Below are 15067 nucleotides of genomic sequence, written 5' to 3' on the forward strand. Positions count from 1 at the left end.
CACCCGGCGGGGCAAATTATATTTGATATATCATGCCATTAGGCGCGTACTGCACAGTACCCAAAGCAGGGTAAAGTTTCCGACGAATGACTTCGGACAAACACGTCATTACGACAGTATGGCTGACCTAGTAATTATTTTTCCCAAATGAGCCTTTTTTCGAAATATTTCCGCTGTTGATTTTATTGGCAAAACCCTCTTAGTTTGGCCCAGTCCCGGGCTTGAAAGCGCCACTTTTCGCCAAGACGCCGCCCAGGGACCCTTCATCAAGGGGAGACAAGTTTGATGACTATTCAGAAAACCCTGAAGGCCGCCCTTCTGGGTGCCAGCCTTGCCGTAATTGCAGCAACCGGTGCGTCCGCCAAGACACTGGTCTATTGCTCGGAAGGCTCGCCGGAAGGGTTCGATCCGGCTCTCTACACGTCCGGAACGACCTTCGACGCATCTTCCAAGCCGGTTTACAACCGCCTGGTCGAGTTCAAGCGCGGCACCACCGAAGTGCTGCCAGGCCTCGCTGAAAGCTGGGATGTGTCCGAGGATGGCCTCGAGTACACCTTCCACCTGCGCAAGGGCGTGAAGTTCCACACAACGGGCTTCTTTACCCCGACCCGCGAATTCAACGCCGATGACGTCCTGTTCTCCTTCGAGCGCCAGCTCAAGAAGGACAACCCGTGGCACGAATACACCCAGGGCGCGGCTTGGGAATATTTCGACAGCATGTCCATGCCGAGCCTGATCAAGGAAATCGTCAAGGTTGACGATTACACGGTCAAGTTCGTCCTGAACCGTCCGGAAGCTCCGATGATCGCCAACCTGGCGATGGACTTCGCGTCGATCTTCTCCGCCGAATATGCAGCTCAGCTTGACGCTGCCGGCAAGAAGGAAATGCTGAACCAGGAGCCGGTCGGCACCGGTCCGTTCTCCTTCGTTGGCTACCAGAAGGACGCTGTCATCCGATACCAGGCTTTCGCCGACTACTGGGGTGGCAAGCAGCCGATCGACAACCTGATCTTCGCAATCACCACCGACGCTGCAGTCCGTCTGCAGAAGCTGAAGGCTGGCGAGTGCAACGTGATGCCGTACCCGGCTCCGGCCGACATTGCGGACATCAAGGCCGACAGCAACCTGACCATGATGGAACAGCAGGGCCTGAACGTCGGCTACCTAGCCTACAACACCAAGCAGGCTCCGTTCGACAAGCCGGAAGTCCGCAAGGCGCTGAACCACGCCATCAACAAGCAGGCGATCCTCGACGCAGTCTTCCAGGGCTCCGGCCAGGCTGCCAAGAACCCGATCCCGCCGACGATGTGGTCCTATAACGACGCCATCGAAGACGATGCGTTCGATCTGGATCTGGCCAAGAAGATGCTCGAAGAAGCTGGCGTCAAGGATCTTTCCATGAAGATCTGGGCGATGCCGGTGCAGCGTCCGTATAACCCGAACGCCCGCCGCATGGCTGAAGTCATGCAGGCCGACTTCGCGAAGATCGGCGTCACTGTCGAGATCGTCTCCTACGAATGGGGTGAATACCTCAACCGTTCGAAGGCTGAAGACCGTGACGGCGCCGTCCTGCTCGGCTGGACCGGTGACAACGGCGATCCGGACAACTTCCTGGGCGTTCTGCTCGGCTGCGACGGTGTGGGCGGTTCCAACCGTGCACAGTGGTGCAACAAGGACTTCGAAGATCTGATCCAGAAGGCCAAGGTTGTCTCCGACAAGGCTGAACGCACCAAGCTCTATGAAGAAGCTCAGGTCGTGTTCAAGAAGGAAGCTCCGTGGGCGACCATCGCGCACTCCGTGGTGTTCATGCCGATGTCCTCCAAGGTCTCCGGCTACGTCATGGATCCGCTTGGTGGTCACTGGTTCGACGGTGTTGACATCGCCGAGTAAGGTTTCCTGACCCTTCGGGCGCCGGCGGTCTCACTGCCGGCGCCCTGTCTGTTTCTGTGGCGCCTTGATGGCTGCCTCCTCATACCCGGGCTACGGTATGCTTCGTTTTCTTCTAAGCCGCATCGGATTGCTGATCCCGACGTTCTTCGGGGTCACTCTTGTGGCGTTCAGCTTCATCCGCCTTCTTCCGGGCGATCCGCTGGAACTTCTGGCCGGCGAGCGCGGGATCGACCCCGCCCGCAAGGCCGAACTCATGGCCAAGATGGGCTTCGACAAGCCGCAATGGCAGCAATATATGGACTATCTGGTCAATGTGCTTCACGGCGACCTTGGAACGTCCTTTGCATCCAAGAAGCCGGTTCTGACCGAGTTCCTGACCCTGTTTCCGGCAACTGCCGAACTCGCCTTCTGCGCCATCATCATCGCTGTGTGTCTTGGCATCCCGGCCGGCATCTTCGCCGCCGTGAAGCGCGGATCGGTGTCTGACCAGGCGATCATGGGCACGGCTCTCGTCGGCTATTCCATGCCGATCTTCTGGTGGGGCCTGCTGCTGATCATCCTCTTCTCCGGCATCCTGCAATGGACCCCGGTTTCGGGCCGCATCTCGCTGATGTATTTCTTCCCGCAGGTCACCGGTTTCATGCTGATCGACAGCTTACTGTCCGGACAGAAGGGCGCCTTCACCTCGGCGCTCAGCCACCTGATCCTGCCGTCCATCGTTCTGGCAACGATCCCGCTTGCGGTGATCGCCCGCCAGACCCGCTCGGCCATGCTTGAAGTGCTTGGCGAAGACTATGTCCGCACCGCCCGTGCCAAGGGTCTGCCGCCCCGCCGGGTCATCGGCCTTCATGCGCTTCGCAATGCCTTGATCCCCGTGATCACCACGATCGGCCTGCAGGTCGGCGTGCTGCTCGCCGGTGCGATCCTCACGGAGACGATCTTCTCCTGGCCGGGCATCGGCAAGTGGCTGGTCGACAGCATTTCCCGCCGCGACTACTTCGTCGTGCAGGGCGGATTGCTGCTGATCGCCGCCATCATCATGATCGTCAACCTGATCGTGGACCTGCTCTACGGCCTGGTTAACCCGCGCATCCGCCATACGTGAGCCCCAAGTCATGACAGAAATCACCCCCAACGGCGTAGACACTGCCGCTCTCGACAAGGAGAGCCGCAACGCCTCACGGGCCATGCTGGCGGAGTTCTGGTACTATTTCTCCCAGAACAAAGGCGCCGTCGTCGGCCTGGCCATTTTTCTGGCCCTGGTCATCGTAGCGATCTGCGCTCCGCTGATTGCGCCCCATGACCCGAGCCTGCAGTACCGCGACAGCTTCCTGACCCCGCCCGTCTGGCAGGAAGGCGGCAAGGCAGCATTCCTGCTTGGAACCGACGCCGTCGGCCGCGACATCCTTTCGCGCCTGATCTTCGGCGCGCAATATTCGCTGTTCATCGGCGTCATCGTGGTTGGCATCGCCCTCGCAGGCGGCATCACCCTTGGCCTGATTGCCGGCTATGTCGGCGGCATGGTCGACACGCTGATCATGCGCGTGATGGACATCATTCTCGCCTTCCCGTCCCTGCTGCTCGCCCTTGTGCTGGTGGCGGTTCTCGGGCCGGGCCTGACAAACGCCATGATCGCCATCGCGCTCGTGCTCCAGCCGCATTTCGTGCGCCTGACCCGTGCAGCCGTCATGGCTGAACGGAACCGGGACTATGTGGTTGCCGCCCGCGTTGCCGGTGCCGGCCATCTGCGCCTGATGGTCAAGACCATTCTGCCGAACTGCCTGGCACCGCTGATCGTTCAGGCGACCCTTTCCTTCTCGAGTGCGATCCTGGATGCGGCCGCCCTCGGCTTCCTGGGCATGGGTGCCCAGCCGCCGACGCCGGAATGGGGCACCATGCTGGCCGAAGCGCGCGAGTTCATCCTGCGCGCCTGGTGGGTCGTCACCTTCCCGGGTCTTGCCATCCTCATCACCGTTCTCGCCATCAACCTGGTCGGCGACGGCCTGCGCGATGCGCTTGATCCGAAGCTGAAGAGGAGCTGATCCGATGCCGCTTCTTGAAATCCGCAATCTCCGGGTCGAGTTCGACACCGCCAAAGGCCCGTTCCGGGCGCTGGACGGCGTCGACTACACGGTGGAAGCAGGCGAAGTGCTCGCCATCGTCGGGGAATCCGGCTCTGGCAAGTCCGTCGCCATGCTGGCAACTATGGGCCTTCTGCCCGACACTGCGACCATCACCGCCGACAAGATGGAGTTCGAAGGCCGCGACCTGCGCAAGCTCTCCGCCAAGGAGCGCCGCAAGGTCATCGGCAAGGACATCTCCATGATCTTTCAGGAGCCGATCGCCAGCCTCAACCCGTGCTTCACGGTCGGGTTCCAGCTGAGCGAAGCACTGAAGGTCCACACCAACCTGTCCAAGGCAGACCGCAAGGCCCGCGTGCTCGAACTGATGCGCGCTGTGGGTCTGCCCGACCCGGAACGGCGGCTCAGCGCCTTCCCGCACCAGATGTCGGGCGGCCAGTGCCAGCGCGTCATGATCGCCATGGCCATTGCCTGCGCCCCGAAACTGCTCATCGCCGACGAGCCGACCACGGCTCTCGACGTGACGATCCAGAAGCAGATCCTCGATCTCCTGGTGAAGCTGCAGCAGGACAGCGGCATGGGCCTGATCATGATCACCCATGACATGGGCGTGGTCGCGGAAACCGCCGACCGTGTGATCGTCCAGTACAAGGGCCGCAAGATGGAGGAAGCCGACGTGCTGTCCCTCTTCGAAGCCCCGAAGAGCAACTATACCAAGGCCCTGTTGTCCGCCCTGCCGGAAAACGCGACGGGTGACCGTCTGCCGACAGTCAGCGACTTTGCCGGCGCAGGAGGTTTCTGATGAGCGATGATTCCATCCTCAAGGTCCGCGACCTTTACCGGACCTATGACATCAAGGGCGGGTTGTTCCGCAAGGCCTCGACCCTGACCGCCGTGAAGGGTGTCAGCTTTGACGTGAAACGCGGCTCGACCCTCGCCATCGTCGGAGAAAGCGGCTGCGGCAAGTCCACCCTTGCCCGCATGCTCTCCATGATCGACGCCCAGTCCTCCGGCTCCATCGAGATCGGCGGCATGCCGATCGACATCGCCAAGACCGGCATATCCCGCGAGATGCGCCAGATGGTGCAGATCGTGTTCCAGAACCCCTATGGCTCGCTCAACCCGCGCCAGAAGATCGGTCACGTTCTGGAAGAGCCGCTGCTGCTGAACACCAGCATGAGCGCCGCCGAGCGCAAGGCCCTCGCTCTGGAAATGCTCCAGAAGGTGGGCCTGCAGCCGGAACATTACGGCCGCTATCCGCACATGTTCTCTGGCGGTCAGCGTCAGCGCATCGCCATTGCCCGCGCCATCATGATGAAGCCGAAGCTGCTGGTTCTGGACGAGCCGGTCTCTGCACTGGACCTGTCCGTGCAGGCGCAGATCCTGAACCTTCTCAAGGATCTTCAGGACGAGATGGGCCTCACCTATGTCTTCATCAGCCATGACCTGTCGGTCGTGCGCTACCTCGCCGACAAGGTGATGGTGATGTATTTCGGTGAAGTGGTGGAATACGGCACGCGGGACGAGGTCTTCGACGATCCGAAGCACGACTACACCCGCACCCTCTTCGCCGCAACGCCCCAGGCGGACGTGGACAGCATCCGGAAGAGACTGGCTGCCAAGGCGGCGTGAGAGAAGAGCGTCGGTAAGGAACTCATCAGGCGGGACCGCAAGGCCCGCCTGATTTCGTTTGAGCCCTCAGAACGGCTTCACGACAGCCAGAATGGCGACGAGAACAAAAGCCGCCAGGATGATCGTCAGACGCAGCGCCTGGCCCCGGACCTGACCGCTGCCGTTTGCAAGGCGCCTCAGCAAGCCGGACTGCATGCCGTGCAACGCAGAGAGGATCAGGACAAACACAAGCTTCACCTGCAGCCAGGTTTCAGAAAACCAGCCCATGGTGACAGCAAGCGTTATGCCGAGAATCCAGACCAGAAGCAGAGCGGGCGCCGTCAGACGGCGATCCAAACGATGGACAAAGGCTGCCAGATTCTGCTGTTCCTGGCTCAAGCTTTGGTTCTGCGGCAAAGCTGCAAGAATGATCGTCTCGCCCACAAGACCACCTGCAAAGACAAGAACAGCAGCAACATGCAAACCGGTCAGCCAGGGTAGAAATTCATAAAAGGTCATCGTCTGCCCAGCGCTCCGCGTTGGTGGCGAATGAAACGAGGCGTCAGGAAACCTGCAAATGGCACAAAGGCACTGAGAACCAGACGCGCAATTGCCGAAGCCTTCCAACTTCCATCTGAGACCGTGTTGAACACTGTCCAGAGATAGATCAGAAACGCCAGCCCATGCACCGGCCCCATGATCTTTGTGGCAATTTCAAAGCCAGCGGCATGTTTCAGCGGCACGGCAACGCAGACCAGCAAGGCCAATGTCACAGCTTCGAAAAGAGATGCCGCAACAAGCCATTTGATCGGACTGCGCTCGCCATTGGGTTCCCGCGCTTCTTGCGCAAGTTCCTGTCCTGTCATCAGGGTAACTCCGGTTGGTCAGTTGTGTGATTTTGCCCGCTCAAACAGGGCCTCAAGTGCAACCGCTGCCCGCGGGCCGGATGCAGGGTCATGCATGAAACGGCTGGAGGCATGGTGGCTGAGATAGATGCCGCACAGTTCCCAGACAAATTGCTCCGGGTCCAGTTCCTTCCGGAACTCGCCAGCCTCGATCGTTTCCGCAGTGAGCTGCAACAGAAGATGGCGCCATCGGCGTTCAAGCATCGCAACATGGTCGCGCACGGGACCGGGCCGATCATCCAGCTCGAACAGTGCAGCGGCAACGGGACACCCGCCCCGCAAGCCTGCCTTGCCACTCCAGCCGAGCCAACCCTCGACAAGCGCCCGCAGCCGCGCAAAGCCTGCAGGTTGCTTCAATGCCTCTTCAACATAACTTCGATAAGCGAGTTCCGCACTCGCATCAAAGAGTTCGATCTCCAGCGCTTGTTTCGATTGCACATGGGCGAACAATCCACTCTTGGAAAGCCCTGCCTCGGCCGCAACCCGGCCAATGGAAAGCCCCTCCAGCCCTTCCACACTCAAGAGATCGAGACCAGTGTTCAATAAGCGCTGTTTTGTTTGCTTGCTTTTCATGCATCTAAAAAAGCACGACCGGTCGTATTTTTCAAGAGCCATTGATCGCATTGGGTGACAAGAAAAACAGACTTGCAGAATTCCATATTTCGAGTATTCTCGAATTATGGAAAAAGACACCGCTCTTGCTGCATTCGCGGCCCTCGGTCAGGAAACCCGCCTCGACGTATTTCGCCTGCTGGTGAAGGCCGGACAAGAAGGCATGGCTGCGGGCGCCATCTCGGATGCGCTGGATGTGAGAGCAAATACCCTGTCGACCCATCTGAGCGTCCTGTCCCGGTCCGGCCTTGTGCACGCCCGCCGGGATGGGCGCTCAATCGTCTATCACGCGGACATGGCCGCCATTCAAAGCCTTGTCACCTATCTGCTGAATGATTGCTGCGGCGGCAAGCCCGAGCTCTGTGCGCCGCTCTTCTCGATGCTTCAGGGCGGCTCTGGCTCGTCCTGCTGTGACTGACATCCACTTGCCCATCCGCCATCCGGTTCAGGAGACACTGACGTGACCACCCAGGCCCCCTCGCCTCTTGGCGTTTTCGAGCGCTATCTGTCCCTGTGGGTCGGGCTGTGCATTGCCGCTGGCGTTGCCCTCGGTCTCCTCATGCCGGACACGTTCCAGGCCATTGCCGGACTGGAATATGCCAGCGTCAATCTGGTGGTCGCCGTGTTCATCTGGGTGATGATTTACCCGATGATGGTCAATGTGGACTTCGCCTCGCTGAAGGATGTGGGCAAGAAGCCGAAAGGCCTCTGCATCACCCTGGTGGTGAACTGGCTGATCAAGCCCTTCACCATGGCCGCACTCGGCATCCTGTTCTTCGAGCATCTGTTCGCAGGCCTCGTCAGCCCGTCCAGCGCCAAGGAATATATCGCCGGCATGATCCTGCTCGGCGTTGCCCCCTGCACGGCCATGGTCTTCGTCTGGAGCCAGCTGGTGCGCGGCGACGCGAACTACACCCTGGTGCAGGTATCGATCAACGACATCATCATGGTCTTCGCCTTTGCCCCGATCACGGCTCTCCTGCTGGGCGTGACGGACATCATCGTACCCTGGGCGACGCTGGTCCTGTCGGTCATCCTCTATGTGGTGATCCCGCTTGCAGCCGGATATGTCACCCGCAGGATGCTGGACAGGAGTGGCAATCATGAAGGCATTGCCGAGTTCACCAGCCGGATCAAACCCTTCTCGATCATGGGTCTTCTGGCGACGGTCGTGCTGCTCTTCGGCTTTCAGGCGGAAACAATCATCGCCGATCCGCTCTTGATCGCGCTGATCGCAGCCCCCCTAATCATCCAGAGCTACGGCATCTTTGCGATTGCCTATCTGTGGGGAAAGGTCTGGGGCGTGCCGTTCAACACTGCCGCTCCAGCAGCCCTGATCGGCACCTCCAACTTCTTCGAACTGGCCGTGGCGGTCGCCATCAGCCTCTTTGGCCTCAACTCCGGTGCAGCGCTGGCCACCGTCGTCGGCGTTCTGGTGGAAGTGCCAGTGATGCTGTCTCTGGTGGCCTTTGCCAACCGCACCCGGCACTGGTTCGCCTGAGGCTTTCAGAGAAGCGTCAGAGCCACTCCACCTCGGCAACCAGGCTGGCCGCCTGACGGCGGAAATGCTGCATCAGCCCTTCCGCCTTGCTGGTGGCGTCGCGCTCGTTGCCTGCCTCGATGGCCAGCATCAGCTCCAGATGCCCCTGTGCGGAGGCCTCCAGATCCGCATCACCCAGATAGCGGAACCAGTAGCGGCGGCTCAGGGTCTGCAGCGGGCCAACAGCCTTGGCCGCGAAGGGATTGCAGGCCGCCCGGGCAACGATCTCGTCGAACTCCTTGTCGAGACGCAGGAAGGCAATCACATCGCTGTCCGCAGCAGCATCGCGCATCCGGCCTGCGCAGACCTGAAGCGCCTTGCGCTCGTCCTTGCTGGCCAGACGGGCCGCGGCACCACACAAAAGCACTTCCAGAGAGTGCCTCGCTTCCATCACCCGGGTGAAATCCCCCGGATTGATCTCGGCAATCACCATGCCGAGCCTCGGGCGGATCGTCAGCAGCCCCTCCCAGCTCAGCCGCTGGATTGCCTCGCGGATAGGCGTCCGGCCCATGCCAAGTTCGGCGGTCAGCCGCGCCTCGGTGATCGCCTCGCCGGGCTTCAGCTTCAGGGTGACGATGTCTTCCTCCAGACGGTGATAAGCCACCTGTGCCAGACTTTCCTCATCAGCCATATGCAACTCCCTGACGTTGTGACGGTGAAACTACCCGCAGGCCTTTCATTTGATATATCAGTCGTTGACAAAAAGATAAACCAATCGCACTCTTCCTTTCAAAGGCATTTCATCATCACCGCCCGGTCTCCGATCGCCTCATTCAGGAAGGACCACGGACCAAACGCTCTCCTGCGGCCAGCCAGCCAGAGCAGAAGCGTTTTGCCCTGAACGACATGACCAAGCCCAATGTCACCATTCTCGGCGCCGGCATCATCGGTCTGGCCACCGCCTCCCTCCTCCTCGAACGGGGATGTTCCGTCACCATCATCGACAAGGAGGGGCCAGCCGCAGGCGCCAGCCAGGGCAACGCCGGCGGCATCGCCTGGACGGATGTGGCACCGCTTGCCTCCCCCGGCATCTGGAAGGATGCGATCGGCTGGCTGATGGATCCGCTCGGGCCACTGACTGTTCGCCCAGCCTATGCGCTTGCCATCCTGCCCTGGATGCTGCGGTTCATGGCAGCGTCCAGCCCGGCCCGCGTCAAGGCAAGCACCAAGGCAATCGCAGCGCTCAACGCCTCCGCCCTGCCCGCATGGGAACGCGTCTGGGCTTTAACCGGCACCCACAATCAGGTCCACCGCAACGGCTGCCTCGAAGTCTTCGACAATGTGGCAAAGTTCGAGCGCAACAAGGCCGGCTGGGCAGAACAAAAAGCCCATGGCATCAAGATCGATCTCCTGTCTTCCGGCGAACTGCTGGACCTGGAGCCAGACCTCAGCCCGACGGTCGTTGGCGGCGCTTTCGTGCCCGGCTGGGCGCAGATGGATGATCCGAAAAAGCTCTGCCTGTCCATCGCCGGATGGCTGGAGGCCAAGGGCGCTGTCTTTGACCGCAGGACGCTTGCAACTGTTTCTGCGGAAGGGGAAGGCGCCCGTCTGACGTTCACCGACGGCAAAACGCAGAGCTGCGAAAAGCTCATCATTGCCTGTGGCGCATGGTCGAAGCCCTTTGCAGCCCAGCTTGGTGACAAGGTGCCCCTCGATACGGAACGCGGCTATAACATCACGATCCCATCACCGGGCATTTCCCTGAAGCATTTCATGATGCTGCCAGGGCATGGCTTTGCCGTCTCCCAGTTGGAGACAGGATTGCGGCTCGGTGGCGCGGTCGAATTCGGCGGTCTGGACCTTGATCCGAACTGGAAGCGCGTGGATGCCATGATCTCCCGTGCCAGAACCATTTTCCCCAAGCTGGATGCCAGCGAGGGCAAACGCTGGATGGGCTTCCGCCCCTCCCTGCCGGACAGCCTGCCGGTCATAGACCGCTCTTCCGCTTCGCCCTCGATCCTCTACGGGTTCGGCCATGCCCATCATGGCCTGACACAGGCGGCCACAACTGCCGAAGCGCTTTCCGCGCTTGTCTTCAACGAAGAGCCTTCTCTCGATCTGACGCCTTTCAGCGCCGGCCGTTTCTGACCGGGCCGCACAGCGGAGTTTTCCATGGCACGCCACACATTCTTCTGCATCGATGGCCACACTTGCGGCAATCCGGTCCGCCTTGTTGCCGGCGGCGGTCCGCGCATTCAGGCTGCTTCCATGTTCGAGAGGCGGCAGATGTTCCTGGAAAACTATGACTGGATCCGAACCGGCCTGATGTTCGAGCCGCGTGGACACGACATGATGTCCGGCTCCATCCTCTACCCGCCGTCGAGCGATGAGTATGACGTCGGCGTTCTCTACATCGAGACCTCCGGCTGCCTGCCCATGTGCGGTCACGGCACAATCGGAACCGTGACGATGGCGATCGAGGAAGGTCTCCTGAAGCCCAGGACGCCAGGTCTCGCCCGCCTCGAGACCCCAGCAGGTCTCGTGCTTGCCGAATACACCATGGACGGTGAATACGTCGCCTCGGTGAAGCTTACCAACGTGCCCTCCTTCCTGGCGGCAGAGGGGCTGGAGATCGACTGCCCGGAGTTCGGCCGCCTCACCTTCGACGTTGCCTATGGCGGCAATTTCTATGCGATCATCGAGCCACAGACGAATTTCGCAGGCGTCGGCTCCGTGCCGGTGGATCAACTGGTGCAGATCAGCCCCAAGCTGCGCATTGCCCTCAACGAAGCCTATGAAATGGTGCATCCGGTCAATCCGGGCATCAAGGGGATCACCCATATCCAATGGACCGGACCGGCGGCAGCCGAAGGGGCGGACGCACGAAACGCTGTCTTCTATGGAGACAAGGCCATTGACCGCAGCCCCTGCGGCACGGGCACCTCGGCCCGCATGGCCCAACTCTTCGGCAAGGGCAAGCTGAAAGTCGGCGACAGCTTTGTCCACGAAAGCGTGATCGGCTCCCTGTTCACCGGCGGGGTCAAGGAAGAAGTCCTGGTCGGCACCAGGCGCGGCATCGTCCCGACCATAGAAGGCTGGGCGGTCAAGACCGGCACCAGCACGATCACTCTCGACGAACGCGACCCCTATATGACCGGCTTCTCGGTGACGGGAACGGGGGTAAAGCGCTACCCCCGCCCCTGATCGGGCAGAAAACCTCAGAGCCGGAGCTGATAGGTCTCCGGCACATAGTGGAAGCCGTCTCCCACAGTGTCGACGTAACCGACCGCCGGAAACGGCATGTGGTATCCGGCGAAGGGGATCTTGTCGCTGGCGAGCATGCCGAGCACCTTGCGGCGGGTCTGGGCAGCAGCGGCCTTGTCCATGTCGAAACGCACTTCCCAATCCGGATGGGCAAGAGACCAGACATAGTGGTTCGCGGTGTCGGCCGTCAGAACCATCTGCTTCCCGTCGCTCTCCAGCATGTAGATCATATGACCGGGCGTATGGCCGGCAGCCGCCATCGCGGTGATGCCGGACACGACCGAGCCGCCATCCTCCAGGAACGTGGTCTTCTCGGCGAGCGGTGTGACGTTCTTCGCCACCAGCTTGGCCCCGCCATTGGCGGCCGGATCAAGCTTGGACCAGAAGTCATATTCCTTTGCACCCGTCACATAGCGGGCATTGGCAAAGGCAGGATTGCCACCTTCGGCAAGACCGCCGATGTGATCCCCATGCATATGGGTGATAACGACAATATCGATCTGCTCCGGCGTATAACCTGCGGTTTCCAGCGCGCTACGCAGATTGCCGCGATCCGGCCTTGCGCCCTCTCCCATCCCAGTGTCGAAAAGGACGAGCTCCTTACCCGTGTTGACAAGCGTCGGCGTGAAGAAGTTGGTGAAGCTATCAGCGGGAAGGAAACTGGCAGCGGAGACTTCCGCAAACTCGTCCGCAGGCACATTCATACCGAAAGTCTTCTGCGGCTCGGCGGATGACGCAGTCCCGTCCAGAAGCGTTGTGACCTCAAAGCCACCAATCTTGAAACGGGCGAACGGCAGCCGGGCCTGAGAACCGGACGCTGCAGCCTTGGCATCTTCTGCCAGAACTTGTCCTGTCTGGCCAAGCAGGGCAGCCCCTGCCACAGCGCCAGTGGCCCCGAGCAACGCCGAACGGCGCGAAATCGTAAGGTTCAATCCGCTCATCTCTGTCTCCATCTCTGCCTCGCGGCGCAACGCCTGCGATTGGGATCTGATCTGGGGCAGATTAGCGGCGGGAAAAGGCGGCCGTGGCCCCCAAATGCAGATCATGGCCTCACATTTTCGCGAGCAGGCAACCCTCTGACAGCACAAACAAAAACGGCGGCCCGAGGACCGCCGTTTGAGAATGTGTAAATCTTGCGAGATCAGCGCGGGGCAAGACCACCGACAGCAAGCCGCGGAGCCGGCTGAGCGGGCTTGACGGCTTCCTTGCGCTGGAACAGGCCACGCTTGCCCGGAACCGGACGGAACGCATCGCTCAGACCAACCACAGTCTCAGCAGCGCCGAGAACCAGATAGCCGTCTTCCGGGATCATCTTTGCAAGGCGATCCAGCACCTGGGTCTTGGTCGGCTGGTCGAAATAGATCAGCACGTTGCGGCAGAACAGGATGTCGAACTCGCCAAGATGCGTGAAGCTCTCCAGCAGGTTCAGCTTGCGCCACTCGATCATGGCCCGAAGCTCCGGGCTGATCTGCCACAGGTCGCCCTTCTGATCGAAATACTTCAAAAGCATCTGGATCGGCAGGCCGCGCTGGACTTCGAACTGGCTGTAAAGACCTGCCTTGGCTTTTTCGAGCACTTCCATGGACAGATCGGTGCCCAGGATGCGGGTCCGCCAGCCGGCCATCTTCGCGCCCGCTTCTTTCAGGCAAATGCCGAGGGAATAGGGCTCCTGGCCGGAAGACGCAGCAGCGCACCAGATCTTGAGGGTCTTGGTGCGAGCACGCGACTGCAGCAGAGCAGGCAGCATCGTGTCGTTGAAATGCTCGAACGGCGTCTTGTCGCGGAAGAAGAACGACTCGTTGGTCGTCATGGCTTCCACCACATCGTCGGCCAGCTTGGAGCTGCCGCCACGCTGCAGGATGCGGATCAACGGACCGAGACCATCCAGCTTCTGTGCCTTTGCGAGCGGCAGAAGACGGCTCTCGACCAGATACTGTTTGTCATTGGACAGAACCAGGCCGGAACGGTCCTTCAGGAATTTTTGAAGAAATTCAAATTCTGCGGGGGTCATCGCGCATTCCCCTTCAGGACACGGACGACTTTCGGTCCGATTTCAGACAAGGGAAGCACATCGCTGCACATCCCCGTGTTCGCGGCAGCGCCCGGCATGCCCCAGACAACGCTGGAAGCCTCGTCCTGGGTAACAATGCTTCCGCCGCCAGCGGCAATCGTCTTGACGCCATTTGCGCCGTCATGACCCATGCCGGTCAAAATCAGTCCGAGAGTCGCCGAGCCATAGATCTTGGCAACACTGTCGAAAAGCGGATCGACAGCAGGCTTACAGAAGTTGACAGGGGCATCGTCCGTCAGACGGATCTTCACCGCGCCGCCATCCTTCTCGAGGATCATATGCTTCCCGCCTGGAGCGACATAGATGTGGCCCGGCTGGAGAACGTCACCATCCGCACCTTCCTTGGAAGGACGAAGGGCAGCCTTGCCGACATGTTCCGCCAGAATGGCCGTAAAGGTCGGGGGCATGTGCTGAGTGATCACCACCGGAATGTCATGCATCGCCGTGCCGACATCCTTCATCACCTGCTGCAGGGCCTGCGGCCCGCCCGTCGAAGACCCGATAGCCAGGATCCGGGGACGGATGGCAGAATAGGGACGCAGCTTGAACGCAGGCTTCGCGGCGGCCGGTACGGCTGCCCCCCTCAAAGGCGTCGCAGTGGTAGCAAGCCGGCCGACCGGTGCCTGAGACGCAGTCCGTCCTGCATTTGTTTCAGCACGCATGGTACGAACCGGTCCGCGCATGCGGCGGGCTCGGGCACCAAGCGCCTTGACCTTCTCGATCAGCTCCCTGCGGAAATCGACGGAGGTTGTCACTTCCGAGGTGGATTCAGGTTTCGGAACGTAGTCGGACGCGCCAAGAGACAGGGCCTTCAAGCTGATCTCGGCATTGCGCCGGGTCAGGGTGGAAGCCATGATCACGACAAGGTCCCGCTTCTTTGCAAGCATCAGCGGGAGCGCCGTCATTCCGTCCATTTCAGGCATCTCGATATCGAGCACAACGACATCGGGATTGCTCTTTTCAATATCATCGACCGCAAGCTTGCCGTTCCGGTGGGAACCGACAACCTTCAGCCCAGGATCAGTGTCGAGCCAGCGTGTCAGCAGGCCGCGGATGACAACAGCATCATCCACAACCATGACCTTGATGGGATCTGTTCCGGGGTTTGCCCCGCTTGTGATGTTTTGTTGCGCAAACGACATTAATGGGATCC

General features: G+C 60.6%; 16 protein-coding genes. 9 read left to right on the forward strand and 7 right to left on the reverse strand.

The features are described 5' to 3' along the window. The first annotated feature begins 285 nt into the window (after nucleotides 1–285). From BUA94_RS12695 to BUA94_RS12715, 5 genes are all read left to right on the forward strand, one after another. Nucleotides 286–1890 carry an ABC transporter substrate-binding protein gene (locus BUA94_RS12695; protein WP_139251106.1) on the forward strand — a complete coding sequence of 535 codons (1605 nt, stop codon included), beginning with the start codon at nucleotides 286–288 and terminating at the stop codon, nucleotides 1888–1890. Nucleotides 1891–1987: 97 nt separating this feature from the next. Continuing rightward, a complete protein-coding gene (locus tag BUA94_RS12700) occupies nucleotides 1988–2995 on the forward strand; it encodes an ABC transporter permease subunit (RefSeq protein ID WP_073013878.1) in 1008 nt (335 codons plus the stop codon). A 10-nt stretch (nucleotides 2996–3005) separates the two neighbouring features. Continuing rightward, nucleotides 3006–3932, forward strand: coding sequence for an ABC transporter permease subunit (locus tag BUA94_RS12705; RefSeq protein WP_084081980.1), 927 nt, complete (start codon nucleotides 3006–3008; stop codon nucleotides 3930–3932). A gap of 4 nt (nucleotides 3933–3936) precedes the next feature. After that, entirely contained in the window at nucleotides 3937–4773 is an 837-nt protein-coding gene (locus BUA94_RS12710) for an ABC transporter ATP-binding protein (protein ID WP_073013541.1), read from the forward strand. Continuing rightward, complete coding sequence (locus BUA94_RS12715) at nucleotides 4773–5603, forward strand: ABC transporter ATP-binding protein (RefSeq protein WP_073013542.1); 831 nt, start codon at nucleotides 4773–4775, stop codon at nucleotides 5601–5603. The genes BUA94_RS12710 and BUA94_RS12715 overlap by 1 nt, the downstream gene beginning before the upstream one ends. A 66-nt stretch (nucleotides 5604–5669) precedes the next feature. Here the strand turns inward: BUA94_RS12715 and BUA94_RS12720 are convergent, their stop codons facing one another. From BUA94_RS12720 to BUA94_RS12730, 3 genes are read right to left on the reverse strand one after another with little or no spacing between them, the layout of a single operon-like run. Further along, complete coding sequence (locus BUA94_RS12720) at nucleotides 5670–6101, reverse strand: CopD family protein (RefSeq protein ID WP_073013543.1); 432 nt, start codon at nucleotides 6099–6101, stop codon at nucleotides 5670–5672. Continuing rightward, on the reverse strand, nucleotides 6098–6448 hold the full coding sequence (locus BUA94_RS12725) for a DUF3817 domain-containing protein (protein ID WP_073013544.1): 351 nt from the start codon (nucleotides 6446–6448) through the stop codon (nucleotides 6098–6100). Before BUA94_RS12725 ends, BUA94_RS12720 begins: the two co-directional genes overlap by 4 nt. A gap of 18 nt (nucleotides 6449–6466) precedes the next feature. Further along, the gene (locus BUA94_RS12730; RefSeq protein WP_208980060.1) at nucleotides 6467–7102 is read right to left on the reverse strand and encodes a TetR/AcrR family transcriptional regulator; all 636 of its coding nucleotides are present in this window, start codon (nucleotides 7100–7102) and stop codon (nucleotides 6467–6469) included. A 64-nt stretch (nucleotides 7103–7166) separates the two neighbouring features. Between BUA94_RS12730 and BUA94_RS12735 the strand changes: the two genes are divergently transcribed. Continuing rightward, a complete protein-coding gene (locus BUA94_RS12735) occupies nucleotides 7167–7517 on the forward strand; it encodes an ArsR/SmtB family transcription factor (protein WP_073013546.1) in 351 nt (116 codons plus the stop codon). Between the two features lie 42 nt (nucleotides 7518–7559). Beyond that, entirely contained in the window at nucleotides 7560–8600 is a 1041-nt protein-coding gene (gene arsB / locus BUA94_RS12740; RefSeq protein ID WP_073013547.1) for an ACR3 family arsenite efflux transporter, read from the forward strand. Nucleotides 8601–8616: 16 nt separating this feature from the next. Here the strand turns inward: arsB and BUA94_RS12745 are convergent, their stop codons facing one another. After that, nucleotides 8617–9270 carry a GntR family transcriptional regulator gene (locus tag BUA94_RS12745; protein ID WP_073013548.1) on the reverse strand — a complete coding sequence of 218 codons (654 nt, stop codon included), beginning with the start codon at nucleotides 9268–9270 and terminating at the stop codon, nucleotides 8617–8619. Between the two features lie 215 nt (nucleotides 9271–9485). Between BUA94_RS12745 and BUA94_RS12750 the strand changes: the two genes are divergently transcribed. Together BUA94_RS12750 and BUA94_RS12755 are read left to right on the forward strand one after the other, a co-directional pair. Further along, on the forward strand, nucleotides 9486–10727 hold the full coding sequence (locus BUA94_RS12750) for an NAD(P)/FAD-dependent oxidoreductase (RefSeq protein WP_073013549.1): 1242 nt from the start codon (nucleotides 9486–9488) through the stop codon (nucleotides 10725–10727). A 24-nt stretch (nucleotides 10728–10751) separates the two neighbouring features. Next, nucleotides 10752–11783, forward strand: coding sequence for a 4-hydroxyproline epimerase (locus tag BUA94_RS12755; protein WP_073013550.1), 1032 nt, complete (start codon nucleotides 10752–10754; stop codon nucleotides 11781–11783). Between the two features lie 14 nt (nucleotides 11784–11797). Here the strand turns inward: BUA94_RS12755 and BUA94_RS12760 are convergent, their stop codons facing one another. From BUA94_RS12760 to BUA94_RS12770, 3 genes are all read right to left on the reverse strand, one after another. Next, complete coding sequence (locus BUA94_RS12760) at nucleotides 11798–12784, reverse strand: MBL fold metallo-hydrolase (protein ID WP_073013879.1); 987 nt, start codon at nucleotides 12782–12784, stop codon at nucleotides 11798–11800. Nucleotides 12785–12984: 200 nt separating this feature from the next. Next, on the reverse strand, nucleotides 12985–13854 hold the full coding sequence (locus BUA94_RS12765; protein ID WP_073013551.1) for a CheR family methyltransferase: 870 nt from the start codon (nucleotides 13852–13854) through the stop codon (nucleotides 12985–12987). Beyond that, entirely contained in the window at nucleotides 13851–15056 is a 1206-nt protein-coding gene (locus BUA94_RS12770; RefSeq protein WP_073013552.1) for a protein-glutamate methylesterase/protein-glutamine glutaminase, read from the reverse strand. Before BUA94_RS12770 ends, BUA94_RS12765 begins: the two co-directional genes overlap by 4 nt. Nucleotides 15057–15067 lie beyond the last annotated feature (11 nt).

Source organism: Roseibium suaedae (assembly GCF_900142725.1).
In the GTDB taxonomy this organism is placed as follows: domain Bacteria; phylum Pseudomonadota; class Alphaproteobacteria; order Rhizobiales; family Stappiaceae; genus Roseibium; species Roseibium suaedae.

Coding starts and splice junctions, on each gene's coding strand:
- BUA94_RS12695 (WP_139251106.1), top strand. CDS start 286: ATGACTATTCAGAAAACCCTGAAGGCCGCCCTTCTGGGTGCCAGCCTT.
- BUA94_RS12700 (WP_073013878.1), top strand. CDS start 1,988: ATGCTTCGTTTTCTTCTAAGCCGCATCGGATTGCTGATCCCGACGTTC.
- BUA94_RS12705 (WP_084081980.1), top strand. CDS start 3,006: ATGACAGAAATCACCCCCAACGGCGTAGACACTGCCGCTCTCGACAAG.
- BUA94_RS12710 (WP_073013541.1), top strand. CDS start 3,937: ATGCCGCTTCTTGAAATCCGCAATCTCCGGGTCGAGTTCGACACCGCC.
- BUA94_RS12715 (WP_073013542.1), top strand. CDS start 4,773: ATGAGCGATGATTCCATCCTCAAGGTCCGCGACCTTTACCGGACCTAT.
- BUA94_RS12720 (WP_073013543.1), bottom strand. CDS start 6,101: ATGACCTTTTATGAATTTCTACCCTGGCTGACCGGTTTGCATGTTGCT.
- BUA94_RS12725 (WP_073013544.1), bottom strand. CDS start 6,448: ATGACAGGACAGGAACTTGCGCAAGAAGCGCGGGAACCCAATGGCGAG.
- BUA94_RS12730 (WP_208980060.1), bottom strand. CDS start 7,102: ATGGCTCTTGAAAAATACGACCGGTCGTGCTTTTTTAGATGCATGAAA.
- BUA94_RS12735 (WP_073013546.1), top strand. CDS start 7,167: ATGGAAAAAGACACCGCTCTTGCTGCATTCGCGGCCCTCGGTCAGGAA.
- BUA94_RS12745 (WP_073013548.1), bottom strand. CDS start 9,270: ATGGCTGATGAGGAAAGTCTGGCACAGGTGGCTTATCACCGTCTGGAG.
- BUA94_RS12750 (WP_073013549.1), top strand. CDS start 9,486: ATGACCAAGCCCAATGTCACCATTCTCGGCGCCGGCATCATCGGTCTG.
- BUA94_RS12755 (WP_073013550.1), top strand. CDS start 10,752: ATGGCACGCCACACATTCTTCTGCATCGATGGCCACACTTGCGGCAAT.
- BUA94_RS12760 (WP_073013879.1), bottom strand. CDS start 12,784: ATGAGCGGATTGAACCTTACGATTTCGCGCCGTTCGGCGTTGCTCGGG.
- BUA94_RS12765 (WP_073013551.1), bottom strand. CDS start 13,854: ATGACCCCCGCAGAATTTGAATTTCTTCAAAAATTCCTGAAGGACCGT.
- BUA94_RS12770 (WP_073013552.1), bottom strand. CDS start 15,056: ATGTCGTTTGCGCAACAAAACATCACAAGCGGGGCAAACCCCGGAACA.